Raw genomic sequence first — 26,567 nt, 5'->3', positions numbered from 1 at the left:
ACAGAGCATCGCTCTACGGGGCGATGCCGACCCTTGAAATCGTCGGGGTCGTCCCCTGACTCCCCTGACTCCCCTGAGGAGCCTCTTCCCGCAGGCTGCTTCCGGGTGCGGCCCCCGTGCCCCGCGCCGTCCTCACCGGCGACGGGCCGCCCCGCCCGCGCCCGCTCCGGCGGCGCAGCCTCGCCCGTCCCGCCGGGACGACCAGCAGATGCGCGACCCCGACCCCGACCGTGTTGAGCAGCAGCGAGTCGATGTCGACGACCTGGCCGGGGACCCCGGTCTGGAGCAGTTCGATCCCCATCGAGATCAGCGCCCCGGCCGCCAGCGTGCGGGTCAGCGAGGCCAGTGGGGAGACGGTCACCCTGCCCCCCGCCATGGGAAGGAGAACTCCGAGGGGTGCCAGCAGCAGGAGCCCTTCGCCGATCCGGCGGACCGCCTGGAACGGCCCGAGGGCGAGATCGGCCTTGATACCCGCGAGCGGCTCGAAGTTCGCGGCGGTCATCCACGGCACGTCCAGCGGGCGCAACGTCAGCCACGCGACGAGCAGCAGATGCACGAGGAGGAGGATGACCCCCGCCACGCGGAAACGGAAAGCGGCACTGCCGCCCGAACCTTGGCGCTGCACGATCCCCAAGACGCGGCCACCGCCGGGATCGGTTCCGGGGAGTTCCAAATGGACGGCCACGTGAGACGGGTGTCACCCGCGGGACGTCACCCGGCTCCGTACACCGGGCGCACCCGGTGCGGCCGACCCCGCCTCCTCAGGAAGCGGACGGCAGCGGACCCGTCGTCGGCACGGCCGACTCCGGGCTGCGCTTGGTGTCGTCGTCGCACCGGTAACCGCGAGCCTCGTAGGTCCCCGGCCCGCCCAGTACCACCGAACCGTCCGTGGCCGCACCCTCGGAGAGGGTGCACACGATCTGCGCCAGCGCGGCCGTCGGCAGATCCTCCGGCTGCCGGCTCAGCCGCAGCGTCCCCGGCGGATCGCCCGCCCGAACCTCGGATACCAGCAGGGGCCCGCGTACGTACGTCGTGAAGCCCGCCTCCCGCTCCGTGTCCGACGGCTGCTCCAGCAGCTCGTCCAGGAGCGCCTGAGCCACCCGCACGGGGTCGCTGTTCCCCTTCTCGGCCGGCAGCGACGCGGCGCGCTCCACCGGCGTCAGCTCGGACGCGCACACCAGGTAGACCCTGACCGTGACCCCCGGCTGCGCCTGGGTGGTCAGATTCCCCTCCTGCACCTCGCACGGCACCCGGGAGGGCGCGTCGCCCGCGTTCACCGGCACCGTGGTCGTCCTGATGCCGCAGCCCGTCACGGAGCCCGCCAGCGCGAGCGCCCCCGCGAGTACGGCCAGGGACCGGCCCGCCGGTGTCCTCGACCTCACCGGGCCCCGCCTCCCTCTCCCCGTACGTCCCCGTGTCCGTCGTCGAAGTCCTCGGAGAACTCCTCCGATATCTCGTGCGGCAGCCGCAGGACGAACACCGCGCCGCCGTCGGGGGCGTTGGCCGCCGTGATGTCTCCTCCGTGGATGTGCGCGTTCTCCATCGCGATGGACAGCCCCAGACCGCTGCCCTCGGACCGCGGCCGTGACGCGCTCGCCTTGTAGAAGCGGTCGAAGACGTGCGGCAGTACGGCCTCCGGAATGCCGGGGCCGTTGTCCCGTACCTCGATGACCAGCTCCTGGCCGACCGTACGCACCGACACCCGTACCGGCGAACCGCCGTGCTTGAGCGCGTTGCCGATCAGATTCGCCAGGATCACATCGAGCCGGCGCGGATCGAGGCTGGCCATCATGCCGCGCGGCGCGTCCAGCTCCACCGCGTCCAGCCAGGCCCGCGCGTCGATACAGGCGGTGACCTGGTCGGCGACGTCCACGTCGTCGAGGACGAGCCGGGCGGTGCCCGCGTCGAAGCGGGTCACCTCCATCAGGTTCTCCACCAGGTCGTTCAGCCTGCGCGTCTCGCTCACGACCAGTGTCACGGCGGGCGCGATCATCGGGTCGAGGGTGTCGGCCTCGTCCTCAAGCACCTCGGTCACCGCCGTCAGCGCGGTCAGCGGGGTGCGCAGCTCGTGCGACATGTCGGCGACGAAGCGCCGGCTGGACTCCTCCCGCGCGCTCATGTCGGCGATCTTCTTCTGGAGCGAGACGGCGGCGTTGTTGAACGTCCGCGACAGGTCGGCCAGTTCGTCCGTCCCCGTCACCCGCAGCCGGGTGTCGAGCTTGCCCTCGCCGAGCTGCCGCGCCGCGTCGCCGAGCCGCTGTACCGGCTTCAGCACGGTCGTCGCCGCCGCCTGCGCGAGCAGCGCGGACCCGACGAGCGCCAGGCCCGTCGCGATCGCCAGCGACCACGCCAGCGCGTTGAGATCCTCCCGCTCCTGCTCCAGCGAGAGGAAGACGTAACCGGTCGGCCCACCGCCGACGATCCGGGTGCCGCCGACCAGGTAGGGGGTCTGTCCGCGCTGTGTGCGCTGCCAGAACATGTGGTACGGCGCCGAGTTGCCCGTCGTGATCTTCTGCCGGTTGTTCACCGCGGTCCGCAGCGACCGGGGCACGTCGTCCAGCGTGAACGCGTCCTGGTCGGAGACCCCGGCCACCGGCTTGTCCTCGGCACGCTCGCCGACCAGCAGCACACTGAACCCCGAGCCGCTGCTCTTGGCCATCCGCTGCGCCGTGTACTCCAGCTCGGGCTGGGTCGGCCGCAGCGGCAGTTGGGCGGCCTTGTCCCGCATCTCCTGCTTGAAATCCTTGAGCGCGGCGTCCTGCGTACGTGACAGCACCGACTCGCGGTTGAGCCAGTAAGCGATGCCGGACGCCGAGACGGCGGCGGTCAGCGCGACGGCCCCGAAGACGACGATCAGGCGCAGCCGCAGACTCGTCCAGCGCAGCCCCGTGAGGAACGCCCTCTTACGCGTACGCCGCCCGGCCGTGGCGTCCACGGCCCCCTCGTCGGAGCCGTCCGGTCCGTCCGTTCCGCCCGCGGCGGCCGACCGGTCCGGTCCGTCCGCGAGCGCGCCGGCCGTGTGTTCCTCGCTGCTCACGAAGGGGCGTCCAGCCGGTATCCCACGCCTCGTACCGTACGGATCAACGTCGGCGACGACGGCACGTCCTCCACCTTCGCGCGCAGCCGCTGCACACACGCGTCGACCAGCCGCGAGTCGCCCAGATAGTCGTGCTCCCACACCAGCCGCAGCAACTGCTGCCGGGACAGGGCCTGTCCGGGCCGCCGGCTCAGCTCCAGCAGCAGCCGCAGCTCGGTCGGCGTGAGCTGGAGATCGTCACCGTTCTTCGTGACGGTCATCGCCGAACGGTCGATGACCAGGCTGCCGAAGGTCGCCGAATCGGTCGACTCCCGCTCCCCGCGCCGCAGTACGGCCCGGATACGGGCGTCGAGCACCCGGCCCTGCACCGGTTTCACCACATAGTCGTCCGCACCGGACTCCAGCCCGACGACCACATCGATGTCGTCGCTGCGCGCGGTCAGCAGAATGATCGGCAACTGGTCGGTCCGCCTGATTCGACGGCATACCTCGAAACCGTCAATACCGGGCAGCATCACATCCAGAACGATCAAGTCGGGCCGCTGTTCTCGCAGCAGATTCAGGCCGTCCTCTCCCGTCGCCGCAGTGGCCACTCGGTGGCCCTGGCGTGACAACGAGAGTTCGAGGGCCGTGCGGATGGCGTCGTCGTCCTCGATCAGCAACAGGAAAGGCACAGAGGTCATTCTGGCCCATGGGGGGACCACAGTTCGACAGTCGGAGCGCTCCCACAGTTCCACCACATCTTCCGCCAAGATCCAGAACCCCTGTGACAGGCCTGTGACAGTCGGCGGACAGGCCCATGAAACTGGCCCGGCAATCTCTTGGGCAGACGGAAAAGTCACAGACTCCAGCCGACGGGGGGCGCGAGATGAACTCACTGCACAGCACGGCCTCAAGCGCAGTAATCACGCGTCTCCACGACGTCACACGGAGCACCGAGAAGTCCGGCGCCGTGAACGGGCGGGGGTGCGTTCGCGGCGCCGGGCGTCAGCATCGGCCGCCGTACATCGCGGTGGTCGACGCGGCGCGGAAGTCCGCGGCGGACGGCGCCAAGACGCGGGGGAACGAGGGCGCGGCGCACGGGGAGACCACGGGGGAGCGCACCGGGGGTACGGAGGCCACGGACGCCGAGACGGCGTTCACCGCCTACGTCCAGGAGCGCCGGGCCTCCCTGTACGCGACCGCCTACCACCTGACCGGCGACCGCTTCGAAGCGGAGGATCTGCTCCAGAGCGCGCTCTTCTCCACGTACCGCGCCTGGGACCGGATCAGCGACAAGGCGGCCGTCGGCGGCTATCTCCGCCGCACGATGACCAACCTGCACATCAGCGCCTGGCGCCGGCGCAAGCTCAACGAGTACCCGACGGAGGAGCTGCCCGAGACGGTCGGCGACACCGACGCGATGCGCGGCACGGAGCTGCGCACGGTGCTCTGGCAGGCGCTCTCGCGCCTTCCCGAGACGCAGCGCACGATGCTGGTGCTGCGCTACTACGAGGGCCGCACCGATCCCGAGATCGCGGACATCCTCAACATCAGTGTCGGCACGGTGAAGTCGAGCATCTGGCGGTCGCTCCGCCGGCTGCGCGAGGACGAGGTCCTCAGCTTCGGACGTGACGAGGAAGAATCCTTCGGCGAGCTGGTGGCCTGAAGGCAACGGGGGACGCAACACCCGGGGGACCGGGGGGAGTAACACCGGGGGAGGGGCTGTCGTCTCGGGGGAGACGGCGGGAACGACCACGGGGGCAGGGGGCACGGGGGTGCACCGCAAGGAGGACCGGACAGGCTGGGGGGCCTGTCCGGTCCTCGCGCGTTCCAGGGGGTCTCTCAGCCGGCGCGGGGGCTCGTCCCGCTGCTCAACGGCCGCTGTTCGCCCGGCGGACGGGCACGGCCGGGTCGGTCGTCGCCGTACGGGGCCGGGTGCTGCCCGCCGCGGCGTTGGCGATCCGGCCCAGCGCCTCCGCCTTCGCGCACGGATACGCCCCCAGCGCCGTCTGCCGGCCGACGATGCCGCGCTCCGCGCGCATCAGCCGCCAGCCGCGCCGCAGCAGGAACGCCACCGGCTTCCGGCCCTCGCGCAGATCCCGCAGCAGCCGGCGGCGGAACGTCGTCGACGGGCGGCCCCGCAGGCACAGCGCGTCGGCCAGCACGCCCAGCTCCTCGCAGCGCGCCACGACGTCGGCCGCGAAGATGCCCTCGGCGACGAAGAGCTGCGTACGCCCGATGTCGAGCTCCTCGGTGTCGACGCGGGAACTGGTGGCGATCGAGTACACCGGGACGGTCGTACGGCCCGTACGGCACAGCTCCAGGATGGCGGCGACCGCCGCGTCCGCGTCCCAGGACAGCGCGGAGTCCCAGTCGATGTCCGTGCTGCCCGTGACCAGCGGCAGCGTCGGGTCGTCGCCTTCTTTGTAGAAGTCGTCGAGACGGAGCACGGGCAGACCCGCGCGGGCGGCGAGTGACGACTTGCCGGAGCCGGAGGGGCCCGCGAGCAGGACGACGCGAGCGGAGGCGGTTCGGTGGGGACTCACGGGACACCAGTCTGAGGCATACACCCGCGCAGGGGACCCCCGCCTGCGGTGTTGGTATCGAGCGTCACATCTCAACTACTGTGCGTGCCATCCCCATTACTCGTCATTGCTCGTCCCTCTCGCCCAGGCAGGAATCCCATGGCACGTCATTCAGCTCCCACCTCCCGGCGCCGCGCGCTGCTGCGCGCCGGGCTGACGCTCACCGCGGCGGGCGCGGCGATCGGACTCGGCGGCGCGGCGCAGGCGGCGCCCGCCGCGCCCGTGCCCGCGTCGGGGCCCGACAGCGCGCTCGCCGAAGCCGGTTCGGCGGCCGGTGCGGGGCTCGCCGGCGCGCTCGGGCACACGGCGGCCGGGGGCCTCGGGCCGATCAAGAACCTCCAGCTCAACCCGCTGGCCAACACGGGCGTCGACCCGCTGGACAACGCGGTGGGCACGCAGGTCGCCGACTTCAAGCCGCTGTCGACGGCGGCGGTGACGGACTCGGTCACCCAGGGCGGCGGCCTGAAGGACCTGCCGCTGGTCGGACCGGCGACGGGGCTGCTGCCCGGCTGAGCGGCGGGTCGGAGCGCTTGGGGTCGGAGCGCTTACGTAAGGAGGCCCGGCCGTCGTCGTGACGGCCGGGCCTCCTTACGTAGGCGGGTGCGGGGACGGGTCAGTAGCCGGAGCCCGACGCGCCCAGGCTGCCCGTGGGGTGCCAGACCGTCTTCGTCTCCAGGAAGGCCGTCAGGCGCCCGGTGCCCGGGTCGGCGGAGAAGTCCACCGGGTGCGGGCGCAGTACCCGCTTGAGGTTGTCCGCCGCCGCGATCTCCAGCTCCTTGGCCAGGGTCTCGTCGGCGCCGTGCAGATCGATGCCGTTGACGTCCTGGTGCGAGGCGAGTGGGGCGGCCAGCTCCGCCGTACCGCCCGAGAGGATGTTGACGACGCCGCCCGGCAGGTCGGAGGTGGCCAGCACCTCGCCCAGGGACAGCGCGGGCAGCGGGGAGCGCTCACTGGCGATCACGACCGCCGTGTTGCCGGTGGCGATCACCGGGGCGACGACCGAGACCAGACCGAGGAACGACGAGTCCTGCGGCGCGAGGACCGTCACCACGCCGGTGGGCTCGGGCGTCGACAGGTTGAAGAACGGGCCCGCCACGGGGTTGGCGCCGCCCGTGACCTGGCCGATCTTGTCCGTCCAGCCCGCGTACCAGACCCAGCGGTCGACGGTCGCGGCCACGACGGCCGCCGCCTTCGCCTTCGAGATGCCCTCGCAGGCCGCCACCTCGGCGGTGAACTGCTCGCGGCGGCCCTCCAGCATCTCGGCGACGCGGTAGAGCACCTGGCCCCTGTTGTAGGCGGTGGCGCCCGACCAGCCGCCGAACGCCTTGCGGGCGGCGGAGACCGCGTCACGGGCGTCCTTGCGGGAGGACTTCGGCGCGTTGGCCAGCCACCTGCCCTTATGGTCGGTCACCTCGTACACCCGGCCGCTCTCGGAGCGGGGGAACTTGCCCCCGACGTACAGCTTGTAGGTCTTGAAGACGGACAGCCGCTCGGACTGTCGCTCGGACTCAGACATCGAGATACGCCTCCAGGCCGTGGCGACCGCCCTCGCGGCCGTACCCCGACTCCTTGTAGCCGCCGAAGGGCGAGGTCGGGTCGAACTTGTTGAAGGTGTTGGCCCACACCACGCCCGCGCGGAGCTTGTTCGCGACGGCGAGGATGCGCGAGCCCTTCTCCGTCCAGATGCCGGCGGAGAGGCCGTACTGCGTGTTGTTGGCCTTGGCGACGGCCTCGTCCGGTGTGCGGAACGTCAGTACGGAGAGCACCGGCCCGAAGATCTCGTCACGCGCGACGGTGTGCGCCTGCGTGACATTCGTAAAGAGGGTGGGTGCGAACCAGTAGCCGGACGAGGGGAGTTCGCACTCCGGCGACCAGCGCTCGGCGCCCTCGGCCTCGCCCGCGTCGGCCAGCGTCCTGATCCGGGCCAGCTGCTCGGCCGAGTTGATGGCGCCGAGATCCGTGTTCTTGTCCAGCGGGTCGCCGATACGCAGCGTGGAGAGCCGGCGCTTGAGCGAGTCCAGCAGCTCGTCGTGGATCGACTCCTGGACCAGCAGGCGCGATCCGGCGCAGCAGACCTGACCCTGGTTGAAGAAGATGCCGGTGACGATGCCCTCGACGGCCTGGTCGATCGGGGCGTCGTCGAAGACGATGTTGGCGCCCTTGCCGCCGAGTTCGAGCGTGACCTTCTTGTCCGAGCCCGCGACCTGCCGGGCGATGGCCTTGCCCACGGCGGTCGAACCGGTGAAGGCGATCTTGTCGACGTCCTCGTGCCCGACCAGGGCGGCGCCCGCGTCGCCGTATCCGGGAAGGATGTTGACGACACCGCGCGGGAGACCGGCCTGGCGGCAGATGTCCGCGAAGAACAGAGCGCTCAGCGGGGTCGTCTCGGCGGGCTTCAGGACCACCGTGTTGCCCGTGGCGAGCGCCGGGGCGATCTTCCAGGCGAGCATCAGCAGCGGGAAGTTCCACGGGATGACCTGGCCGGCGACGCCCAGGGGACGCGGGTTCGCCCCGTAGCCGGCGTGGTCGAGTTTGTCGGCCCAGCCCGCGTAGTAGAAGAAGTGCGCGGCGACCAGGGGGAGGTCCGCGTCGCGGGTCTCGCGGATCGGCTTGCCGTTGTCGAGGGTCTCCAGGACGGCGAGTTCGCGCGAGCGCTCCTGGATGATCCGGGCGATCCGGAAGAGGTACTTGGCGCGCTCGGCGCCCGGCAGCGCCGACCACTTCACGAACGCCTTACGGGCCGCCTTCACGGCCCGGTCGACGTCCTCCGCGCCCGCGCGGGCGACCTCGGACAGCACTTCCTCGGTGGCGGGGGAGACCGTCTTGAAGACCTTGCCGTCGGCGGCGTCGGTGAACTCGCCGTCGATGAACAGGCCGTAACTCGGCGCGATGTCGACGACCGAGCGCGACTCGGGGGCCGGTGCGTATTCGAAAGCCATGGAGTATCAGTCCACCGTCACGTAGTCGGGGCCGGAGTAGCGGCCGGTGGAGAGCTTCTGGCGCTGCATCAGCAGGTCGTTGAGGAGGCTGGAGGCGCCGAAGCGGAACCAGTGGTTGTCCAGCCAGTCCTCGCCGGCGGTCTCGTTGACCAGCACGAGGAACTTGATCGCGTCCTTGCTGGTGCGGATGCCGCCGGCGGGCTTCACGCCGACCTGGACGCCGGTCTGCGCCCGGAAGTCCCGTACGGCCTCCAGCAGCAGCACCGTGTTGGCCGGGGTGGCGTTGACGGCGACCTTGCCGGTCGACGTCTTGATGAAGTCCGCGCCGGCGACCATGCCGAGCCAGCAGGCGCGGCGGATGTTGTCGTACGTGGACAGCTCGCCGGTCTCGAAGATGACCTTGAGGCGGGCGGCGCCGCACTCGGCCTTCACGGCCACGATCTCCTCGTACACCTTCAGGTAGCGACCCGCGAGGAAGGCGCCGCGGTCGATCACCATGTCGATCTCGTCGGCACCGGCGGCGACGGCGTCCCGTACGTCGGCGAGCTTCACCGCCAGGGCGGTACGGCCGGCCGGGAAGGCGGTCGCGACGGAGGCGACCTTCACATCGCTCCCGGCGAGTGCGGCGACGGCGGTGGCCACCATGTCCGGATAGACGCAGAGCGCGGCCGTCGTCGGGACGGTGCGGTCGGTCGGGTCCGGGTGCAGGGCCTTGGCGGCGAGCGACCGGACCTTGCCCGGGGTGTCGGCGCCTTCGAGGGTCGTCAGGTCGATCATCGAGATGGCCAGGTCGATGGCGTACGCCTTGGCCGTCGTCTTGATCGAGCGCGTACCGAGCGAGGCGGCGCGCGCCTCCAGGCCGACGGCGTCGACGCCGGGCAGTCCGTGCAGGAACCGGCGCAGTGAGCTGTCGGACGCGGTCACGTCGGCGAGGGGGGCACCGCCCACGGCGGAGCCTGTGGGCGAGGGTGCAGTCGTGGGCATGGTCACCACCTGAGCATATCTACGCGCGTAGCAGCATGTACAGGGGGTCCGCTGCCGAGGCTCGGCGGGCGTTGTGCCGGGAGTGTCGGTGGCGTACGGCAGAATCGAAACCATGACGAGTCCCGATCAGCCCTCCGAGCCGGCCTACGCAGAGCGCGTCTTCCGGTCGCCCGCCGCCATCGCGGGCGGTGTGCTGCTGCTCGCGCTCGGCGCCTGGATCGGGATCGACGCGCTGATCCGGGGCCACGGCAGGACGCCGTGGCTCGCGCTCGCGGGCCTGCTGCTCGCCGTGCCGCTCGTCGTGGCCTTCACGATGCGGCCCGCGGTGTTCGCCGACGACGACCGGCTGCGCGTCCGGAACCCGTTCCGGACGATCGTCGTGCCGTGGGGTTCCGTGGCCGATGTGCGGGCCGGGTATTCGAGCGAGGTGTTCACGCGGGACGGCGCGAAGTATCAGCTGTGGGCGGTGCCCGTTTCGCTGCGCAAGCGCAAGCGCGCGGCGCGGCGGCAGTCGCAGACCGCGCACGACGACCCGCACAGCAGGACGTCGGTGAACGCGGACGTGACCGACGCCCGCGCCCGGACCGCGGGCGCGGACCACACGGTCGCGGGCCTGCGCGACCAGGCGGAGCGGTGCGCGTCGCGCGAGACGGCGCAGGGTGCGCCGCAGGTGCGCTGGGCGTACGAGGTGATGGCACCGGCGCTGGCGGGCCTGGTGGTGCTGGTGGTGCTGCTGCTCACGACGGGCTGAGGTGTGGTGGGTGGGCGGTTGGTTCGACCGGGTCCGGCCGGTGGCCGGTTCGTCCTCAATCGCCGGACGGGCTTGATTCCGCCGACCGGTGGGTGGTGTCCTCAATCGCCGGACGGGCTTGAAGTAGCCGCCGGGCGGTGAAGCGTTCGCCGCAGATGAGGTAGGCGGTGCGCCCGGTGACCCATGCCTCGTGGGCGGAGTGGACGCGGTCGCGTTCCGGTCCGGGGCAGAGGGTGTCCGTCTCCCCGAGCGTCGCCCATCGGTACGCGGTCGCTCCGGTTTCGGGTTCCGCGTCGTCAGGCGCGGTGAGCGGGACGATATCGATACCGAGGGGGATCTCGCCCCCCTTGAAGACGACGTCGATGCCTTCGGCCTCCGTCACACCTCTGGGTACGTGGTCCACGACAAGGATTTCCTCGGGCGATGAAGCGATCGGGAGGCCGGTTTTCTCCGCGACTTCACGCGCGTACGCCTCGTGCAGGAACTCGTCGTCCTGGATGTCGCCGCCCGGCAGTCGCCAGAAGTCCTGACGGTGCCCGGGTCGGTCGTAAGACGCGAGCAGGACGGTCAGTTGGCCGTTGACGTGCCGGGTGAAGAATCCGGCGACGCCGGTACGGCGGCGGGGCGGCCCACTACGGTCGGGTTCGAAGTACACGTCACCACACCTGTGTTGTTGACCGGGAATGGAGCGGGCCGTCGTCGTCGAGGTTCGCTTCCAGAGCGAAGACCAGGCCCTTGCCGTTCATCGTTCTGACGACGGACCATCCGGGCGCGAGGAGATCGAGCAATTCCAGCCCCCTGCCGTGCTCTTCCCATGCGCTGTACGGGAGGCGGACGGGCCGAGTCTCGCTCCGGTCGTGCAACTCGATCTGGATCGCCCCGCCGAGCGGAGCGTGGCAGATCAGATCGAACCCGCCGTCACCGGCGTGCAGCACGGCGTTGGTGGCGGTCTCGCTGACCAGCAGTTTGACCACGTCGTGGTCGATCCAGGGGAAGGGCGCGTAGGCGCGGGTCGCTATGGCGCGGGCGAGAGATACGGCGACCGCTGTGCAGGGGTAGTGCTGGACTGCCAGGACGTAACCACGTTGATCCATGACCCATGCCTTCCGGCGCGCAGGACGAGGACTACACGCTGCGGTTGTGTGTGTTCGCGGCGTGCGTGACTGAGTGTGGTGCATACTCACGTCGGTATGCAAGCTGCTGCTTTGGATTCACCCCTGAGGGGCTGTGGGGGCGTGTGGTCGCGCTACTCTGATGGCAAGGAAAGCCAGCAGGTGACGCCCGTTTGGGCCGCGACTCCAGGGAGCGAAGTGTCGATGAGCGGCAACGTCAACGCTCTTACCGCCCTTCGGGATTTCGGTGACGAGCTACGACGCCTCCGGGTGGGGGCTGGCTTCAAGACTCAGGAGTTGGCGGCAGCGAAGCTCAAGTGCTCGCAGAGCAAGGTCAGTTACGTTGAGGCCGGCAAGCGGTGGCCGGATGACGATCTGCTCAAGAAGATGTTCCGGGTGTATGGAGTGGACGCGCACCAGCAGACCCAAATCAAGGCCACCATTCGAGCGGGGCAGTCCCTCGGTCGGCCATGGTGGGACACGGCCGCATCCCGGGACGTCTTCACCCGGGGGGCCACGCAGTTGTTCGCGCTGGAGGAAGCTGCCGAAGTCATCTGGGTTCACTCCGGTACCTATGTTCCTGGACTGCTTCAGACGCGGGGCTATATCGAAACGCTCTTTGAGTTCGGTCAGAAGGCCGAGAGCGCTGCCCACCGTCGGATCTTCACCGAGGGGCGACTCAAGAGGCAGCAGGTGCTGGCGAGGAAGTGCCCGCCCACGGTTAACGCTTTCGTTCTTGAAGCCGCTCTTCGCGCGGTCGTCGGTGGGCCTGATGTCATGCGGGAGCAGCTTGGACATCTGCGTTCCGCTGCTCAGCGGCCCAATGTCACGCTGCGGGTGGTTCCCTATTCTGCCGGTGTCGCCGCGACTCTGGGAGCACCGTTCCAGGTCTACGACTTCCCGGGAGCAGAGAAGCGAAGCGTCGCCGTTCGTGAGACTTCACGTAGTGATGAGGTCGCGGACGAGGCCAGTGAAGTCGAGCAGATGCGCAGTCGATTCGCTGATTTGGCTGCGGTGGCTTGCGGCCCGGAAGAGTCCGTGCAACTCCTACAAGAAATCGAGAGGGAACTGTGAACCGAGGCAAAGATGACCTCTACGCTGCCGCGCTCGACGGTGAGTGGGTCAAGTCCAGCCGGAGCGCTGGTAATGGCGATGCCTGTGTGCGCGTCATGAAGATCGACGGTGGCGCTGCCCTTGATGACTCCAAGAGCCCTCACCGTCCCGCGCTGCGTTATACCGATGAAGAGATGCGGGCGTTCATCCTGGCGGCCAAGGGCGGCGAGTTCGACTTCCTGCTGGACACGTAGCCCGCTTGCGTCCTCCAGCGCGCCCGCCGCGCTGCCCGGCGCCACTGGCGCCGGGCAGGAGGAGTCGCGTTGCCCCGGATCAGAGGGTGAAGGTGGTGATCACCCGTCCGAGGGAGCCACGGCAGCCGTTGCCGTATTCGTGCGCGTATTCTCCCGCCGTGACTGACGCCGTGCTGAGAGTCCCCGTCGCCGTACGTGACCGCCTCGCGGTCATTGCCGAGTCCCGGGGTACGTCGATTCGTCAACTGCTCCAGGAGTTCGCGGAGAGCACTCTCATCGACGAGGAGCGGCGGGAGCGGGCGGAGCGGACTCGGGCTTACCTGGCCGAGAACTTCGGTGTCGAGGTGACGGACGAGGAGAGCGCCGCGATGGGGCGCAGGCTCCGTGAGCAGTACACCCGACAGGAGTTTGTGCGGGCTGCCTCCGCGTGATTCGGCACCATCCCGTGCTGGACGGCCGGGTTCAGATTCCGGCCGCCGTCGCCACGTCCCGCTTCAGGGACGCCAGTAGCTCCGTTCCCCGGGTCCGGGCCGCAGGCAGGTCCGCCGCCTCCCCGACCGGGATCACGACCTCCAGGTAGCATTTCAGCTTCGGTTCCGTACCGCTCGGGCGGACGATCACCCGGGCCCGGTACGTACCGTCCAGGTGGTAGCGCAGGCCGTCCGTCGGCGGGAGGCCCGGCGTGCCCGCCGAAAGGTCCTCGGCCGAGACGACCGTCAGGCCGCCCGCGAGAGCCGTCGGCGGGTGGTCGCGCAGCCGGCCCATCGCCTCCGTGATCAGCGACAGGTCCCGCACGCGCGCCGAGAGCTGGTCCGTGGCGTGCAGGCCGTGCGCGAGCGCCAGGTCGTCCAGGAGGTCCGCGAGGCCCCGGCCCTGCTCCTTCAGTTCGGACGCCAGCTCCGCGACGAGCAGCGCCGCCGTGATGCCGTCCTTGTCGCGTACGCCGTCGGGGTCGACGCAGTAGCCGAGTGCTTCCTCGTAGCCGTACCGCAGGCCCTCGACGCGGGCGATCCACTTGAAGCCGGTGAGCGTCTCCTGGTAACCGACACCCGCCGCCTCCGCGATCCGCCCGAGCAGTGACGACGACACGATCGACTCGGCGAAAACACCTCCCGCGCCCTTGTTCACCAGGTGCGCGGCCAGCAGCGCGCCCACCTCGTCCCCGCGCAGCATCCGCCAGCCGCCCTCCGCGTCCGGGTCCGGGACGGCCACCGCGCAGCGGTCGGCGTCCGGGTCGTTGGCGATGACGATGTCGGGGGCGGCGCGGCGGGCCGTGGCGAAGGCCAGGTCCATCGCGCCCGGCTCCTCCGGGTTCGGGAAGGCGACGGTGGGGAAGTCCGGGTCGGGATCGGCCTGTTCGGCCACCGGTACGGGCGCGGGGAAGCCGGCCCGCGCGAACGCGGCGTTCAGCGTCTCCGTACCGACCCCGTGCAGCGCCGTATGGACCACGCGCGCCGTGCGGGGCGATCCGGCGCTCAGGACGGCGTCCGTGCGCTCCAGATACGCGTTCAGCACCTCGTCGCCGAGGATGTCCCAGCCGTCCTCGGGGCGCGGCACCGAATCGAGCGGGCCGACCGCGTCGATCTCGGCCGCGATCTCGCCGTCCATGGGAGGCACGATCTGGGAGCCGTCGCCCAGGTAGACCTTGTAGCCGTTGTCCTGCGGCGGGTTGTGGCTCGCGGTGACCTCGACCCCGGCGACGGCGCCGAGATGCCGTATGGCGAAGGCCAGTACCGGCGTCGGCAGCGGACGCGGCAGTACGGCGGCGCGCAGCCCCGCACCAGTCATCACGGCGGCGGTGTCGCGGGCGAAGTCGGCCGACTTGTGGCGGGCGTCGTAGCCGACGACGACGAGGCCGCCGCCCTGGCCCGTGGCCTTGAGGTACGCCGCGAGACCGGCGGCGGCGCGGATGACCACCGACCGGTTCATCCGCATCGGCCCGGCGCCCAGCTCGCCGCGCAGCCCGGCCGTGCCGAACTGGAGCGTGCCGCTGAACCGTTCCGCGAGCGCGTCCAGGTCACCGGAGTCGACGAGCTTGCGCAGCTCGTCGCGGGTGTCGCTGTCCGGGTCCTCGGCCAGCCATGCCTCGGCCCGCGCGACGAGATCCTGCTGCACTGGGGGTTTCCCTTCCTGGGTCCGCTCGGAGGTCGGTCGTACGGAGATCGTACGGAGGCCGTACGGCAGGCGCTCAGATGCGCTCAAGCACCCGCGCCAGCAGGGCGCCCATCTGCGTGGCCGAGTCGCGGCCCGCCTGGAGCACTTCCTCGTGGTTCAGCGGCTCGCCCGACAGGCCCGCCGCCAGGTTCGTCACCAGCGAGATGCCCAGCACCTCGGCGCCCGCCTCACGCGCGGCGATGGCCTCCAGCACGGTGGACATGCCGACCAGGTCGCCGCCCATCACCCGGACCATGTTGATCTCGGCGGGCGTCTCGTAGTGCGGGCCGGGGAACTGGACGTACACGCCCTCTTCGAGGGCGGGGTCCACCTCCTTGCACAGCGCGCGCAGCCGCGGCGAGTACAGGTCGGTGAGGTCCACGAAGTTCGCGCCGACGATCGGCGACGCGGCCGTCAGGTTGATGTGGTCGCTGATCAGTACCGGCTGTCCGGGGCGCATGCCCTCGCGCAGCCCGCCGCAGCCGTTCGTCAGGACGACGGTCTTGCAGCCGGCGGCGACGGCCGTACGGACACCGTGTGCGACGGCCGCGACGCCGCGACCTTCGTAGTAGTGCGTACGGCCCAGGAAGACCAGCGCGCGCTTCTCGGCGATCGCGTAGGAGCGGATCGTCCCGCCGTGGCCGGCGACGACCGGTGGAGGGAAGCCCGGCAGCTCGGTCACCGGGAATTCGGCCTCGGGTGCTCCCAGCGCGGCGACGGCGGGTGCCCAGCCGGAGCCCATCACCAGGGCGACGTCGTGGGTCTCGGCGCCGGTCAGCTCGCGCAGGCGCACCGCGGCTGCGGAGGCGGCGGCATGGGGGTCGGCAGATCCGTCGGCCGTGGCCGGGATAACAGATGCGTTCACGCGGAAGAGGGTAACCGGTTTGGCCCTACGCGCGTAGATGATCGAGCGTACGGTCTTCGGATCGTTGTGTTGTCGTTTCCGACGAATGCGCGGGTCAGCCGCCCGCGACGGGACTCTCCGTACGGAGGCGGTGCCGGTCCGTAGCGAGGCGGTGCCGCTCCGTACGGATGCCGTGCCCGTTCAGCACGCGCGCTTGCGCAGTTCCATCACGTAGTCGTGCGGCGCCCCGGCCGATTCGGCCGCCTCGGCCAGCTCGCCGAGATAGCGCGCGGAGGGCAGCCCGCCCTCGTACCCGTTCAGGACGTACAGCCAGGCCGGCTCCTTGCCGTCCAGCGTGTCCACGCGCACCCGCATCCGCCGGTATATGTCGAGGCCGACGCCCTCCCAGCGGTCCATCGAGTCCTCGTCCATCGGCGCGATGTCGTACAGCGCCACGAAGACCTGCGACCGGGGCGCCTCCACGAGGGTGACCAGCGCACCCTCCCAGCCCATCTGCTCCCCACCGAAGGTGAGCCGCCAGCCGTTGAGCCAGCCGGTGCCGCGCAGCGGGGAGTGCGGGGCGCGGCGGGACATCAGCCGCGCGTCGAGGTTGCCGGCGTACGCGGCGTAGAGCGACATGGGGACGAGGGTACGGGAGGGACGCGCGTGCCCGGCGAATCACACGGGCGCGGGGCGCTGGGCGCCCGCGGGGAGGGAGCCGGGGAGGGGCCGGGGGAGGGACCCGGGGCGAAGCACCTTGATGCGTGCGGGACAATGGCGTACGTACTGCATCCTCCGGGGGCTCCCCGGACTCCCGGCCGGGACGGCAGACGGGTCGGGTCGACAACGCGAGGCGGACTTTTTCGTGACCCGGATCGTGATCATCGGCGGCGGACCCGGCGGATACGAGGCGGCCCTGGTCGCCGCACAGCTCGGCGCCGAGGTGAGCGTCGTGGACTGCGACGGCCTCGGCGGGGCCTCGGTGCTCACCGACTGCGTACCGTCCAAGACCCTCATCGCGACGGCCGAGGTGATGACCACCTTCGACTCCTCCTACGAAGAGCTGGGCATCATCGTCGCCGACGACACCCCGCCGCTCGAACAGGCCGCCCGCGTCGTCGGTGTGGACCTCGGCAAGGTCAACCGGCGGGTGAAGCGCCTCGCGCTCGCCCAGTCGCACGACATCACGGCCTCCGTCACCCGGGCCGGCGCCCGCGTGCTGCGCGGCCGGGGCCGGCTCGACGGCCGGCAGGCCACCGACGGCTCCCGCCAGGTGATCGTGACCTCGGCCGACGGCTCCGAGGAGTCGCTGACCGCCGACGCCGTACTGATCGCGACGGGCGCGCACCCGCGCGAGATCCCCGACGCGCTCCCCGACGGCGAGCGGATCCTCAACTGGACGCAGGTGTACGACCTCGACGAGCTGCCCGAAGAGCTGATCGTGGTCGGATCCGGTGTCACCGGCGCCGAGTTCGCCGGCGCGTACCAGGCGCTCGGCTCCCGCGTCACGCTGGTCTCCTCGCGCGACCGGGTGCTGCCCGGCGAGGACCCGGACGCCGCCGCCGTACTGGAGGACGTCTTCCGGCGCCGCGGCATGAACGTGATGTCGCGCTCGCGCGCCTCGTCCGCCAAGCGCGTCGGCGACCGCGTCGAGGTGACCCTCGCCGACGGCCGGGTCATCTCCGGCACGCACTGTCTGATGGCGGTCGGCGCGATCCCCAACGCCGAGGGCATGGGCCTGGAGGAGGCCGGGGTCCGGGTCAAGGACTCGGGCCACGTCTGGACCGACCGGGTCTCGCGTACGTCCGCGCCCGGCGTCTACGCGGCGGGCGACGTGACCGGCATCTTCGCGCTCGCCTCGGTCGCCGCGATGCAGGGCCGGATCGCGATGTACCACTTCCTCGGCGACGCGGTGGCCCCGCTCAACCTCAAGACCGTCTCGTCCAACGTCTTCACCGATCCGGAGATCGCGACCGTCGGCTACAGCCAGTCGGACGTCGACAGCGGGAAGATCGACGCGCGGGTCGTCAAGCTGCCGCTGCTGCGCAATCCGCGCGCCAAGATGCAGGGCATCAGGGACGGTTTCGTCAAGATCCTCTGCCGTCCGGGCACCGGGATCGTCGTCGGCGGTGTCGTCGTCGCACCGCGCGCCAGCGAGCTGATTCACCCCATCTCGATCGCGGTCGACAACAATATGACCGTCGAACAGATCGCAAACGCTTTCACTGTCTACCCCTCTCTGTCGGGTTCGATCGCCGAGGTGGCACGGCAGTTGCACAGCCGTAAGAGCGAGGACGAGGGTTGATCCAGGTCATGGGCGTGTGCGGGGGTCGAAGCCGCGCTCCTATACCACTTGGGGTCGTCCTGTACGTACACCTTCCGCATTTCGGCGTGAACCGCTGAAAGCAGACGGCCGTTGGGGTTACTGTCAGTTCCGTGTTCGCTGCAGAACGTCGCCAGTTAATCCTCGAAATGGTGCGCGCCAACGGAGCCGTGTCGCTCCGTGAGCTCGCCCGCGTCGTCCAGACCTCCGAAGTGACCGTACGGCGGGACGTGCGTGCGTTGGAGGCCGAAGGACTCCTCGACCGCCGGCACGGCGGTGCGGTACTGCCGGGCGGATTCACGCGAGAATCCGGCTTTCCGCAAAAATCCCATCTCGCCACGGCGGAGAAGACGGCCATCGCCGATCTCGCCGCGAGCCTCGTCGAAGAAGGCGAAGCCGTGGTGGTCGGCGCCGGTACGACCACGCAGGAGCTGGCCCGCCGGCTCGCGCGGATCCCCGGACTGACCGTCGTCACCAACTCCCTGCTGGTCGCACAGGCGTTGGCCCATGCCAACCGGGTCGAGGTCGTCATGACCGGCGGCACCCTGCGCGGTTCCAACTACGCGCTGGTCGGCAGCGGTGCCGAGCAGTCGCTCCAAGGGCTGCGGGTCTCCCGCGCGTTCCTGTCCGGGAGCGGGCTCACCGCGGAGCGCGGCCTGTCCACCTCCAACATGCTCTCGGCCAGCGTGGACCGCGCGCTGGTGCAGGCGGCGGCCGAGGTCGTGGTCCTCGCCGACCACACCAAACTGGGCACCGACACGATGTTCCAGACAGTGCCGACGGACGTCATCACCCGGCTGGTCACCGACGACCCGCCCGCGCACGACGACCGCGCGGCGACCGAACTCCAGGCCCTCGCCGACCAGGGCGTGCAGATCACGGTGGCGGGCGGGGCCGCGGGATCGGGAAACGGCGGTGACGGGGTCCCGCCGGGGCGCCAGCCCCGCCGGGACACCCCGCTGCCGGGCCAGCGCCGTACGCACGGGGCGGCCGGGCCGCAGCCGCTGCGCAGCGCGTCGTCGTCGGCCGGATCGCTCGCCGAGCAGCCGGGCGAGCGGGCGCGCGTCGCGGATCTGCGTCGTCGCTGACCGATCCCAGGACGGGCCGGCCGCCGGGCGGGGGCCGGGTCCGCCCCGCTCACCCAGCGTGTTCGCCGGGGGCCGCCTCACGGGTGCCTTTCAGGCCGGTCAGCGTCAGCGTCAGTAGCCGGTCGGCCAACTCCCGGTCGTCCGGCGCCTGTTCGGCGGCGAGCGCGATGGCGTTCGTCAGCTGCATCAGGTCGTCGATGGACGTGTCCGCCCGTACGGCCCCACTCACCTGCGCCCGTACGAGCAGCACCTCGCCCGCCGTACGGAGCCCCGCGCTGCACTGCGTCAGAGCCGAACTCGCGTCGTGCGAGGCGGACATGAGCGCGCGGGACAGGCCCCGGTACTCACCCGCGTGCGTGATGAGCGCGCGCAGCCAGGCCACCAGCGCGTGGCAGGGCCGCTCGGCGTCGGCGAGTTCGCGCGAGCGGGCGAGCAGATCGGTGAGCGCTTCCTGGAAGACCGCGTTCATCAGGGCCTGCCGGGTGGGGAAGTGCCGGTACAGCGTGCCGATACCGACCCCGGCGCGGCGCGCGACATCCTCCAGCGAGGCGTCGGTGCCGTGCTCGGCGAACGCGGACCGGGCCTCACCGAGCACCCGCTCGTAGTTGCGCCGCGCGTCGGCCCGCATGGGCCGGGGCGGCGCGTCACCGCTGCTGGCCATCGCGGTCCTTCCTGTCGCTACGGGTGGAGGCCGGGCCGGGGAGCCGTGGCCCGTGTCGTGCTCCAGGATGCCACCGCGCCGGGGCCGCCCGCGTACGACGACGGCCCCGCCGGTCATGCCCGACTGTTGGTCGGTCATGCCCGGCGGGGCCGTCGGTGAGGGCGTTGGTCAGTCCTTGATCTCGCAGATCATGGCGCCCGAGGTGAGCGAGGCGCCGATCTCGGCGGTGAGGCCCTTGATCGTGCCCGAGCGGTGGGCGTTGAGGGGCTGTTCCATCTTCATGGCCTCCAGGACGACGACGAGGTCGCCCTCGGTCACCTGCTGGCCCTCCTCGACCGCGACCTTCACGATCGTGCCCTGCATCGGTGAGGCGAGGGTGTCGCCGGTCGCCGCCGAGCCGGCCTTCTTCGTGGCGCGGCGCTTGGGGCGGGCACCGGCGGCGAGGCCCGTGCGGGCCAGGCTCATACCGAGGCTGGAGGGCAGCGAGACCTCCAGGCGCTTGCCGCCGACCTCGACGACGACGGTCTCGCGGCCCGGCTCGTCCTCGGTGTCCGCGTCGGTGGGGGTGAAGGCGGGGATCGTGTTGACGAACTCGGTCTCGATCCAGCGTGTGTGGATCGTGAACGGGTCCGCGGTGAAGGCGGGGTCGACCACCACGGCGCGGTGGAACGGGATGGCCGTGGCCATGCCCTCGACCTGGAACTCACCCAGCGCACGCGCGGCGCGCTGGAGGGCCTGCTCGCGGGTGGCGCCCGTGATGATCAGCTTGGCGAGGAGGGAGTCCCAGGCGGGGCCGATGACCGAACCGCTCTCCACACCCGCGTCGAGCCGTACGCCGGGGCCGGTCGGGGGCCGGAAGACGGTGACGGTGCCGGGGGCGGGCAGGAAGCCGCGGCCGGGGTCCTCGCCGTTGATGCGGAACTCGATCGAGTGGCCGCGGACCGGCGGGTCGTCGTAGCCCAGCGCCTCGCCGTCGGCGATGCGGAACATCTCCCGTACGAGGTCGATGCCGGTGACTTCCTCGGTGACCGGGTGCTCGACCTGGAGGCGGGTGTTGACCTCCAGGAAGGAGATCGTGCCGTCCGTGCCGACCAGGAACTCGACCGTGCCGGCGCCGACATAGCCGGCTTCCTTCAGGATCGCCTTCGACGCCGCGTACAGCTCCGCGTTCTGCGCCGGGGAGAGGAACGGCGCCGGGGCCTCCTCCACCAGCTTCTGGTGGCGGCGCTGGAGGGAGCAGTCACGGGTGGAGACGACGACCACGTTGCCGTGCGTGTCGGCCAGGCACTGCGTCTCCACATGGCGGGGCTTGTCGAGGTAGCGCTCCACGAAGCACTCGCCGCGGCCGAACGCGGCCACCGCCTCGCGCACGGCGGAGTCGTACAGCTCGGGGACCTCCTCCAGGGTGCGGGCGACCTTCAGGCCGCGCCCGCCGCCACCGAAGGCGGCCTTGATCGCGATGGGCAGGCCGTGCTCGCGGGCGAACGCGACCACCTCGTCCGCGCCGGAGACCGGGTCGGGGGTGCCCGCGACCAGCGGGGCGCCGGCGCGCTGGGCGATGTGCCGGGCGGCGACCTTGTCACCCAGATCGCGGATCGCCTGCGGCGGCGGCCCGATCCAGGTCAGCCCCGCGTCCAGCACCGCCTGCGCGAACTCGGCGTTCTCCGAGAGGAATCCGTAACCGGGGTGGATCGCGTCCGCACCGGAGTCCTTGGCGGCCTGGAGGACCTTTGCCATGTCCAGATAGCTGGCCGCGGGAGTGTCACCACCCAGCGCGAACGCCTCGTCGGCCGCCCGCACATGCGACGCATCCCGGTCCGGATCGGCGTACACGGCCACCGAGCCGATCCCGGCATCCCGGCACGCACGAGCAACACGGACAGCGATTTCGCCACGATTGGCGATGAGCACCTTGCGCACGATGGCTCCCTCCTGGAAACAAGCTGAGTTTAGGGACTGCCGACACGACCGATCGACCCGTCCCCAAGGGTGAGCTTGCCCACACGCAGTGTGATCCGAGGCCCACTCAAGTCGCGAAATTCCTTGTGACGCCAGGGTACGCCGGGACTCCAAGCCGCACAGTAATCGCCGTATGTGGCCAAGGTCTCTGTCAGGGAGCCCCGGCGCGTCTCGTGAATCTTTGTTGAGTTCCCACTAACGCCTGCCGGATTCTTTGCCTCTGTCCGGGGCCTTGTCCGGGGGTTTACCGGTGAGTAGCCTTCCCGGTGCCGCACGTACTTGAGGTAACAGGGGAAGAGGGTGGGTGCCGTGGTGCGCAGACCGGTGGCATGGGTGGCCGCGATCGTGCTGCTCGCGGAGGCCGTCGGCTTCGTTTTCGTCAACGGTCTGATGGCCACCGTTGTCGACAACCAGCAGATGTCACTCGCCGGACTCGACCCGGACGCCATGTCCACCGGAACGTGGGCGGCGGGCTTCGCCCTCGGCCTCTACCTGGTCGGGTGCGCGGCCCTGCTGGTGCGCGCGGCGATCACGGACCGGGGGTTCGGCCGGGTCGCGCGGTTCGTCCTGATCGCCTGCGCGGTCCTGCACGGGGTGCTCGGCGCGCTGGCGGTCGGCCTGGTGGGCTGGACGGCGTTCCTATTCATGATGGTCGTGCTGGCACTGATCGTGCTGCCGTTGGTCGCGTACGGGGAGAACGGGGAGGCCGGGGAGGCCGGGGAGGAGACCCGGGAGAGCGGGGAGACCGCGCCTCGGACAGCTCCGGCCGAGGCCGGCCCCTCCGCCGCCTGAACGCTCACGCGTCGGGCGTGCGCGCCCACAGATCGGTGATCGCGACACCGTGCTCCGCCAGCAACTCGCGCAGCAGCGGCATCGACAGTCCCAGCACATTCCCGTGGTTGCCGTCGACCGAGTCGACGAACGGCGCCGAGAGCCCGTCCAGTGTGAACGCCCCTGCCACGTACAGCGGTTCACCCGTCGCGACGTACGCGGCGATCTCCGCGTCCGTCGGCCGGCCGAACCGGACCGTGGTCGAGCCGGTCCCGGACACGGCGCGCCCCGGCACCGTGTCGATCACGCAGTGCCCCGTCCGAAGCACCCCCGACCGGCCGCGCATCGCCTTCCAGCGCGCGGTGGCGGCCTCGGCGTCGGCGGGCTTGCCGTGGGCCTCCCCGTCCAGCTCCAGTACCGAGTCGCAGCCGACGACCAGCGCACCGGCCGCCTCCGGCAGCGCGGCCACGGCCGCGGCCTTGGCCTCGGCCAGCACCCGCGCCAGGTCGGCGGGCGTGGCGGCGGAGATCGCGTCCTCGTCGACGCCGCTGACGATCACTTCGGGCGCGAGACCGGCCTGCCGGAGCAGTCCGAGACGGGCGGGGGACGCGGAGGCGAGGACGAGGCGGCGGCGCTGATCGGTCATGACGAGCAGGGTAGCCACCCGCCCCTCGCGCCACACCGCCGGTTCCGGAGGGCGGGGAGTCAGCCGGTCGCGGTGGCGCCGGGCCTCCTCCGTGTCCGGGAGGCCCGGGTCCGCCCGCTGGAGGTCGAGGCTGTCGACGTACCAGCAGCCGTGGCCCGGCAGCAGGGCGGGCGGTTCGGCACTGCCCGCCGGACGGGATCGGTTCAGCGGACCCCGGCGAAGAGCATCGCGAGAACCATCGCCAGCGCCAGAATCACACCGGCGCGGCGCATCATCGCCTGCATGTCCCGCATGTCCTTGGGAGGTTCGTTCTCAGGATCAGACCAGAGCATGCCTTCGATCCTGCGGGTGCGGCGGCCGGGACGCCTGAGTACCCGTACTCAAGCCTCCCGGCCCACGGCGTCCTGGGGCATGTTTCGAAAGTCCCGCCTGGCCGACGACGCCTGGCACGCGCACTCGCCGCGTTGTCGGAATCATCCAAGTACGTCCAGTACGAGAACGATCCTCCGCCTTGCGATCGCACGCACCAGACGCCGTCGGCCCCGCCCTTCGGGCGGACGGCGCTACTTTCGCAACACGCCCTAACCCGGCCAGTACGTACGCGCCCACGCCCGGGGACCCGGGCGGCGGGGCTCGCGGCGGGCGATGCGGGCCGGGTCCGACCAGCTCGGCGGGGGCGGCGCGGCGCCCGGCGCGGGATCGGACCCGGCCGCCGCGCGGGCCCGGACCACCGCGAGTGCGGCGGCCAGCTCCTCGGGGGTCGGATTGCCTCGTACGACCTTGATCATGCCGTCCTCCTACAGAGGGATGTTGCCGTGCTTCTTCGGGGGCAGGCTCTCCCGCTTCGTACGCAACTGCCGCAGGCCCTTCACCAGATGCGCCCGGGTCTCGGACGGCATGATGATCGCGTCTACGTAGCCGCGTTCGGCCGCGACGTACGGGTTCAGCAGCGCGTCCTCGTACTCCGCGATCAGACCGGCGCGCGTCGCCTCCTGGTCGTCGGCGGCGGCGATCGTACGCCGGTGCAGGATGTTGACCGCGCCCTGCGCGCCCATCACCGCGATCTGCGCCGTCGGCCAGGCCAGATTGAGATCGGCGCCCAGGTGCTTGGAGCCCATCACGTCGTACGCGCCGCCGAACGCCTTCCGGGTGATCACGGTGATCAGCGGGACGGTCGCCTCCGCGTACGCGTAGATCAGCTTGGCGCCGCGCCGGATGATGCCGCCGTACTCCTGGTCGACACCCGGCAGGAAGCCCGGCACGTCCACGAACGTGACGACCGGGATGTTGAACGCGTCGCAGGTGCGCACGAACCGCGCCGCCTTCTCGGACGCGTCGATGTCCAGACAACCCGCGAACCGCATCGGCTGGTTGGCCACGACGCCGACCGGATAGCCCTCGACCCGGCCGAAGCCGGTGATGATGTTCGGCGCGAACAGCGCCTGCGTCTCCAGGAATTCGGCGTCGTCCAGCACATGCTCGATGGCGGTGTGCATGTCGTACGGCTGGTTCGCCGAGTCCGGGATGAGCGTGTTCAGCTCCAAGTCCTCTGCGGTGGGCTCCAGTTCGGCCACTTCCGGGAAGGCGGGGGGCTCGGAGAGGTTGTTCGACGGCAGATACGACAGGAGCGACTTCACGTACTCGACGGCGTCCTTCTCGTCACCCGCCATATGGTGCGCGACACCCGACGTCGTGTTGTGCGTCCGCGCCCCGCCCAGCTCCTCGAAGCCGACGTCCTCACCGGTGACCGTCTTGATCACGTCCGGTCCGGTGATGAACATGTGCGAGGTCTGGTCGACCATCACCGTGAAGTCGGTGATAGCCGGGGAGTAGACGGCGCCGCCCGCGCACGGACCCACGATGAGGCTGATCTGCGGGACGACACCCGACGCGTGCACGTTGCGGCGGAAGATCTCGGCGAACAGGCCGAGCGCGACCACGCCCTCCTGGATACGGGCGCCGCCGCCGTCGTTGATGCCGACGACCGGGCAGCCCGTCTTCAACGCGAAGTCCATGACCTTGACGATCTTCTCGCCGTACACCTCGCCGAGCGAACCGCCGAAGATCGTGAAGTCCTGCGAGTAGACGCAGACCGGGCGGCCGTCGACCGTGCCGTAGCCGGTCACGACACCGTCTCCGTACGGACGGTTCTTCTCGATGCCGAAATTGGTCGAGCGGTGCCGGGCGAACTCGTCCAGCTCGACGAACGACCCCTCGTCGAGGAGCAGGTCGACCCGCTCGCGCGCCGTCAGCTTGCCCTTCGCGTGCTGCTTCTCCACCGCCCGCGCGGAGCCCGCGTGTGTGGCCTCCTCGATACGGCGCTGAAGGTCCGCGATCTTGCCCGCGGTGGTGGGGCCGTGCTCTGTTCCGCGGGCGATTTCCGGCTCGGACATGGGGATGCGGCTCCCTGCGGGTCAGTCTGGTGCGGCTCGGCGTGTGGCTACTGATCCGTAGCGTATCGGCGAGCCAGGCGTTCGGCAGTGCGTCGTTGACCACACCTAGGGTTGCCCGCATGACGGAGCACAATGCCGCGGGCAGCCGCTGGACCGACCTCGAACGCCCGCCGCTGAACACCACCGCGCTACGGCGCGGGCTGATCGTGCCGGGGCGCCTGTGGACGTCGCTCGACGTCGTCACGGCGACCGGCTCCACCAACTCCGACCTCGCCGCACGCGCGGACACCCTCCCGGAAGGCGCGGTGCTCGTCGCCGAGGAGCAGACACAGGGCCGCGGCCGGCTGGACCGCGCCTGGTCGGCGCCCGCCCGGTCCGGGCTGTTCCTGTCCGTACTGCTGCGGCCGGGACCGGACGTACCCGTGGAGCGCTGGGGGTGGCTGCCGCTGCTCACCGGCGTCGCGGTGGCGACGGCCGTCGCGCGGGCGGCGGGCGTGGACACGGCGCTGAAGTGGCCCAACGACCTGCTGGTGACGGTGGGCGGCGCGGGCGCCTCCGGCGCGGTGGGTAAGGAGGAGCGCAAGGCGGGCGGGATCCTCGCGGAGCGCGCGGGGGACGACGCGGTGGTCGTCGGCATCGGCCTGAACGTCACCCTCACCGAGTCGGAACTGCCCGTCCCCGGCGCGGGCTCGCTCGCCCTCGCGAACGCGGTGTCCGTCGACCGCGATCCGCTGCTGCGGGCGGTGCTGCGCGGCGTGGAGCGGTGGTACGGCGCGTGGCGGGACGCGGCGGGTGACCCGGCGGCGTCGGGACTCCAGGAGGCGTACGTGGCGGGCTGCGCGACGCTGGGGCGCGCGGTGCGGGCGGAGCTGCCGGGGGAGCGGCAGCTGGTGGGTGACGCGGTGGCGATCGACGGTGACGGGCGGCTGGTGATCGCGACGGAGGGTGGTGGGCGGGAGGCGGTGGGGGCGGGGGACGTGGTGCATTTGCGTGCGGCGTAGGTGGCGGGGTTGGTTGTACCGGGTCCGCGC

At 70.9% G+C, this 26,567-nt stretch carries 28 protein-coding genes and 1 pseudogene; 10 read left to right on the top strand and 19 right to left on the bottom strand.

All coding sequences use genetic code 11. The features are described 5' to 3' along the window. Positions 1–13: 13 nt before the first annotated feature. From OG700_RS13515 to afsQ1, 4 genes are all read right to left on the bottom strand, one after another. Positions 14–625: a VanZ family protein gene (locus OG700_RS13515; protein WP_405621680.1), complete on the bottom strand. Its 612-nt coding sequence runs from the start codon at positions 623–625 to the stop codon at positions 14–16. A 136-nt stretch (positions 626–761) separates the two neighbouring features. Continuing rightward, the gene (locus OG700_RS13510; protein ID WP_405613200.1) at positions 762–1,382 is read right to left on the bottom strand and encodes a hypothetical protein; all 621 of its coding nucleotides are present in this window, start codon (positions 1,380–1,382) and stop codon (positions 762–764) included. Next, on the bottom strand, positions 1,379–3,037 hold the full coding sequence (locus OG700_RS13505) for an ATP-binding protein (RefSeq protein WP_405613198.1): 1,659 nt from the start codon (positions 3,035–3,037) through the stop codon (positions 1,379–1,381). Before OG700_RS13505 ends, OG700_RS13510 begins: the two co-directional genes overlap by 4 nt. Next, positions 3,034–3,711 carry a two-component system response regulator AfsQ1 gene (gene afsQ1, locus OG700_RS13500; RefSeq protein ID WP_023539102.1) on the bottom strand — a complete coding sequence of 226 codons (678 nt, stop codon included), beginning with the start codon at positions 3,709–3,711 and terminating at the stop codon, positions 3,034–3,036. Before afsQ1 ends, OG700_RS13505 begins: the two co-directional genes overlap by 4 nt. Positions 3,712–3,905: 194 nt before the next feature. Between afsQ1 and OG700_RS13495 the strand changes: the two genes are divergently transcribed. Further along, positions 3,906–4,685 carry a SigE family RNA polymerase sigma factor gene (locus OG700_RS13495; RefSeq protein ID WP_405613196.1) on the top strand — a complete coding sequence of 260 codons (780 nt, stop codon included), beginning with the start codon at positions 3,906–3,908 and terminating at the stop codon, positions 4,683–4,685. 205 nt (positions 4,686–4,890) lie between these two features. Here the strand turns inward: OG700_RS13495 and OG700_RS13490 are convergent. After that, positions 4,891–5,633, bottom strand: a pseudogene (locus OG700_RS13490) (uridine kinase). A 70-nt stretch (positions 5,634–5,703) separates the two neighbouring features. On the opposite strand from OG700_RS13490, the gene OG700_RS13485 reads away from it, so the two are divergent. Further along, positions 5,704–6,117 (top strand): hypothetical protein, encoded by a 414-nt coding sequence (locus tag OG700_RS13485; RefSeq protein ID WP_405613195.1) that lies wholly within the window; start codon positions 5,704–5,706, stop codon positions 6,115–6,117. A 100-nt stretch (positions 6,118–6,217) separates the two neighbouring features. Here OG700_RS13485 and OG700_RS13480 read toward each other — a convergent pair whose 3' ends face one another. From OG700_RS13480 to deoC, 3 genes are read right to left on the bottom strand one after another with little or no spacing between them, the layout of a single operon-like run. Further along, positions 6,218–7,120 (bottom strand): aldehyde dehydrogenase family protein, encoded by a 903-nt coding sequence (locus tag OG700_RS13480; protein ID WP_405613193.1) that lies wholly within the window; start codon positions 7,118–7,120, stop codon positions 6,218–6,220. Beyond that, on the bottom strand, positions 7,113–8,543 hold the full coding sequence (locus OG700_RS13475; RefSeq protein WP_405613191.1) for an aldehyde dehydrogenase family protein: 1,431 nt from the start codon (positions 8,541–8,543) through the stop codon (positions 7,113–7,115). The genes OG700_RS13480 and OG700_RS13475 overlap by 8 nt, the downstream gene beginning before the upstream one ends. Positions 8,544–8,549: 6 nt before the next feature. Beyond that, entirely contained in the window at positions 8,550–9,527 is a 978-nt protein-coding gene (gene deoC / locus OG700_RS13470) for a deoxyribose-phosphate aldolase (RefSeq protein ID WP_405613189.1), read from the bottom strand. 112 nt (positions 9,528–9,639) lie between these two features. Here deoC and OG700_RS13465 point away from each other — a divergent pair, with 112 nt between their 5' ends. Continuing rightward, positions 9,640–10,278, top strand: coding sequence for a PH domain-containing protein (locus tag OG700_RS13465; protein WP_405613187.1), 639 nt, complete (start codon positions 9,640–9,642; stop codon positions 10,276–10,278). 55 nt (positions 10,279–10,333) lie between these two features. On the opposite strand, the gene OG700_RS13460 is transcribed toward OG700_RS13465, so the two are convergent. Next, positions 10,334–10,933, bottom strand: a complete 600-nt coding sequence (locus tag OG700_RS13460) for an NUDIX domain-containing protein (protein ID WP_405613185.1) — start codon at positions 10,931–10,933, stop codon at positions 10,334–10,336. 1 nt (position 10,934) lies between these two features. After that, entirely contained in the window at positions 10,935–11,372 is a 438-nt protein-coding gene (locus OG700_RS13455; protein ID WP_405613184.1) for an ATP-binding protein, read from the bottom strand. A 222-nt stretch (positions 11,373–11,594) separates the two neighbouring features. Between OG700_RS13455 and OG700_RS13450 the strand changes: the two genes are divergently transcribed. The 3 genes from OG700_RS13450 to OG700_RS13440 all read left to right on the top strand — a co-directional run bounded on the left by OG700_RS13450 (position 11,595) and on the right by OG700_RS13440 (position 13,128). After that, a complete protein-coding gene (locus OG700_RS13450) occupies positions 11,595–12,464 on the top strand; it encodes a Scr1 family TA system antitoxin-like transcriptional regulator (RefSeq protein WP_405613182.1) in 870 nt (289 codons plus the stop codon). After that, positions 12,461–12,697, top strand: a complete 237-nt coding sequence (locus tag OG700_RS13445; RefSeq protein ID WP_405613180.1) for a DUF397 domain-containing protein — start codon at positions 12,461–12,463, stop codon at positions 12,695–12,697. Before OG700_RS13450 ends, OG700_RS13445 begins: the two co-directional genes overlap by 4 nt. 158 nt (positions 12,698–12,855) lie before the next feature. Next, positions 12,856–13,128, top strand: coding sequence for a hypothetical protein (locus OG700_RS13440; RefSeq protein ID WP_405613178.1), 273 nt, complete (start codon positions 12,856–12,858; stop codon positions 13,126–13,128). 31 nt (positions 13,129–13,159) lie between these two features. Here OG700_RS13440 and OG700_RS13435 read toward each other — a convergent pair whose 3' ends face one another. The 3 genes from OG700_RS13435 to OG700_RS13425 all read right to left on the bottom strand — a co-directional run bounded on the left by OG700_RS13435 (position 13,160) and on the right by OG700_RS13425 (position 16,334). After that, a complete protein-coding gene (locus OG700_RS13435) occupies positions 13,160–14,812 on the bottom strand; it encodes a phospho-sugar mutase (RefSeq protein WP_405613176.1) in 1,653 nt (550 codons plus the stop codon). Positions 14,813–14,885: 73 nt separating this feature from the next. Beyond that, positions 14,886–15,716 (bottom strand): purine-nucleoside phosphorylase, encoded by an 831-nt coding sequence (locus tag OG700_RS13430; protein ID WP_242573663.1) that lies wholly within the window; start codon positions 15,714–15,716, stop codon positions 14,886–14,888. Between the two features lie 180 nt (positions 15,717–15,896). Further along, positions 15,897–16,334 carry a gamma-glutamylcyclotransferase gene (locus OG700_RS13425; RefSeq protein ID WP_031229841.1) on the bottom strand — a complete coding sequence of 146 codons (438 nt, stop codon included), beginning with the start codon at positions 16,332–16,334 and terminating at the stop codon, positions 15,897–15,899. A 226-nt stretch (positions 16,335–16,560) separates the two neighbouring features. On the opposite strand from OG700_RS13425, the gene OG700_RS13420 reads away from it, so the two are divergent. Continuing rightward, positions 16,561–18,000, top strand: coding sequence for an NAD(P)H-quinone dehydrogenase (locus OG700_RS13420; protein WP_405613173.1), 1,440 nt, complete (start codon positions 16,561–16,563; stop codon positions 17,998–18,000). 167 nt (positions 18,001–18,167) lie between these two features. Next, positions 18,168–19,106, top strand: a complete 939-nt coding sequence (locus tag OG700_RS13415) for a DeoR/GlpR family DNA-binding transcription regulator (protein WP_405621676.1) — start codon at positions 18,168–18,170, stop codon at positions 19,104–19,106. Between the two features lie 49 nt (positions 19,107–19,155). On the opposite strand, the gene OG700_RS13410 is transcribed toward OG700_RS13415, so the two are convergent. Together OG700_RS13410 and OG700_RS13405 are read right to left on the bottom strand one after the other, a co-directional pair. After that, entirely contained in the window at positions 19,156–19,734 is a 579-nt protein-coding gene (locus OG700_RS13410; protein ID WP_405621674.1) for a TetR/AcrR family transcriptional regulator, read from the bottom strand. Between the two features lie 201 nt (positions 19,735–19,935). Further along, positions 19,936–21,687 carry an acetyl/propionyl/methylcrotonyl-CoA carboxylase subunit alpha gene (locus OG700_RS13405; protein WP_405613171.1) on the bottom strand — a complete coding sequence of 584 codons (1,752 nt, stop codon included), beginning with the start codon at positions 21,685–21,687 and terminating at the stop codon, positions 19,936–19,938. Between the two features lie 339 nt (positions 21,688–22,026). Here OG700_RS13405 and OG700_RS13400 point away from each other — a divergent pair, with 339 nt between their 5' ends. Next, the gene (locus tag OG700_RS13400; protein ID WP_405613169.1) at positions 22,027–22,518 is read left to right on the top strand and encodes a hypothetical protein; all 492 of its coding nucleotides are present in this window, start codon (positions 22,027–22,029) and stop codon (positions 22,516–22,518) included. 4 nt (positions 22,519–22,522) lie between these two features. Here OG700_RS13400 and OG700_RS13395 read toward each other — a convergent pair whose 3' ends face one another. From OG700_RS13395 to OG700_RS13380, 4 genes are all read right to left on the bottom strand, one after another. Continuing rightward, positions 22,523–23,143 (bottom strand): Maf family protein, encoded by a 621-nt coding sequence (locus OG700_RS13395; RefSeq protein ID WP_405613167.1) that lies wholly within the window; start codon positions 23,141–23,143, stop codon positions 22,523–22,525. A 203-nt stretch (positions 23,144–23,346) separates the two neighbouring features. Beyond that, positions 23,347–23,475 carry a morphogenic membrane protein MmpB gene (gene mmpB / locus OG700_RS13390; protein WP_405613165.1) on the bottom strand — a complete coding sequence of 43 codons (129 nt, stop codon included), beginning with the start codon at positions 23,473–23,475 and terminating at the stop codon, positions 23,347–23,349. Between the two features lie 249 nt (positions 23,476–23,724). Next, complete coding sequence (locus OG700_RS13385; protein WP_405613163.1) at positions 23,725–23,931, bottom strand: acyl-CoA carboxylase epsilon subunit; 207 nt, start codon at positions 23,929–23,931, stop codon at positions 23,725–23,727. A gap of 9 nt (positions 23,932–23,940) precedes the next feature. Next, complete coding sequence (locus OG700_RS13380) at positions 23,941–25,536, bottom strand: acyl-CoA carboxylase subunit beta (RefSeq protein WP_405613161.1); 1,596 nt, start codon at positions 25,534–25,536, stop codon at positions 23,941–23,943. A 119-nt stretch (positions 25,537–25,655) separates the two neighbouring features. Here OG700_RS13380 and OG700_RS13375 point away from each other — a divergent pair, with 119 nt between their 5' ends. Beyond that, positions 25,656–26,537 carry a biotin--[acetyl-CoA-carboxylase] ligase gene (locus OG700_RS13375; RefSeq protein WP_405613159.1) on the top strand — a complete coding sequence of 294 codons (882 nt, stop codon included), beginning with the start codon at positions 25,656–25,658 and terminating at the stop codon, positions 26,535–26,537. Positions 26,538–26,567: the final 30 nt, after the last annotated feature.

This window comes from Streptomyces sp. NBC_01508 (assembly GCF_045040315.1).
Classification (GTDB): domain Bacteria; phylum Actinomycetota; class Actinomycetes; order Streptomycetales; family Streptomycetaceae; genus Streptomyces.
The sequence above is the reverse complement of the archived record's forward strand: the minus strand, read 5'-3'. Positions and strand labels throughout refer to the sequence as shown.

Excerpts from the sequence above, each read along its gene's own strand:
- OG700_RS13495 (WP_405613196.1), top strand. The coding sequence starts at position 3,906 with ATGAACTCACTGCACAGCACGGCCTCAAGCGCAGTAATCACGCGTCTC.
- OG700_RS13485 (WP_405613195.1), top strand. The coding sequence starts at position 5,704 with ATGGCACGTCATTCAGCTCCCACCTCCCGGCGCCGCGCGCTGCTGCGC.
- OG700_RS13480 (WP_405613193.1), bottom strand. The coding sequence starts at position 7,120 with ATGTCTGAGTCCGAGCGACAGTCCGAGCGGCTGTCCGTCTTCAAGACC.
- OG700_RS13475 (WP_405613191.1), bottom strand. The coding sequence starts at position 8,543 with ATGGCTTTCGAATACGCACCGGCCCCCGAGTCGCGCTCGGTCGTCGAC.
- deoC (WP_405613189.1), bottom strand. The coding sequence starts at position 9,527 with ATGCCCACGACTGCACCCTCGCCCACAGGCTCCGCCGTGGGCGGTGCC.
- OG700_RS13465 (WP_405613187.1), top strand. The coding sequence starts at position 9,640 with ATGACGAGTCCCGATCAGCCCTCCGAGCCGGCCTACGCAGAGCGCGTC.
- OG700_RS13455 (WP_405613184.1), bottom strand. The coding sequence starts at position 11,372 with ATGGATCAACGTGGTTACGTCCTGGCAGTCCAGCACTACCCCTGCACA.
- OG700_RS13450 (WP_405613182.1), top strand. The coding sequence starts at position 11,595 with ATGAGCGGCAACGTCAACGCTCTTACCGCCCTTCGGGATTTCGGTGAC.
- OG700_RS13425 (WP_031229841.1), bottom strand. The coding sequence starts at position 16,334 with ATGTCGCTCTACGCCGCGTACGCCGGCAACCTCGACGCGCGGCTGATG.
- OG700_RS13415 (WP_405621676.1), top strand. The coding sequence starts at position 18,168 with ATGGTGCGCGCCAACGGAGCCGTGTCGCTCCGTGAGCTCGCCCGCGTC.
- OG700_RS13410 (WP_405621674.1), bottom strand. The coding sequence starts at position 19,734 with ATGCGGGCCGACGCGCGGCGCAACTACGAGCGGGTGCTCGGTGAGGCC.
- OG700_RS13395 (WP_405613167.1), bottom strand. The coding sequence starts at position 23,143 with ATGACCGATCAGCGCCGCCGCCTCGTCCTCGCCTCCGCGTCCCCCGCC.
- mmpB (WP_405613165.1), bottom strand. The coding sequence starts at position 23,475 with ATGCTCTGGTCTGATCCTGAGAACGAACCTCCCAAGGACATGCGGGAC.
- OG700_RS13385 (WP_405613163.1), bottom strand. The coding sequence starts at position 23,931 with ATGATCAAGGTCGTACGAGGCAATCCGACCCCCGAGGAGCTGGCCGCC.
- OG700_RS13380 (WP_405613161.1), bottom strand. The coding sequence starts at position 25,536 with ATGTCCGAGCCGGAAATCGCCCGCGGAACAGAGCACGGCCCCACCACC.
- OG700_RS13375 (WP_405613159.1), top strand. The coding sequence starts at position 25,656 with ATGACGGAGCACAATGCCGCGGGCAGCCGCTGGACCGACCTCGAACGC.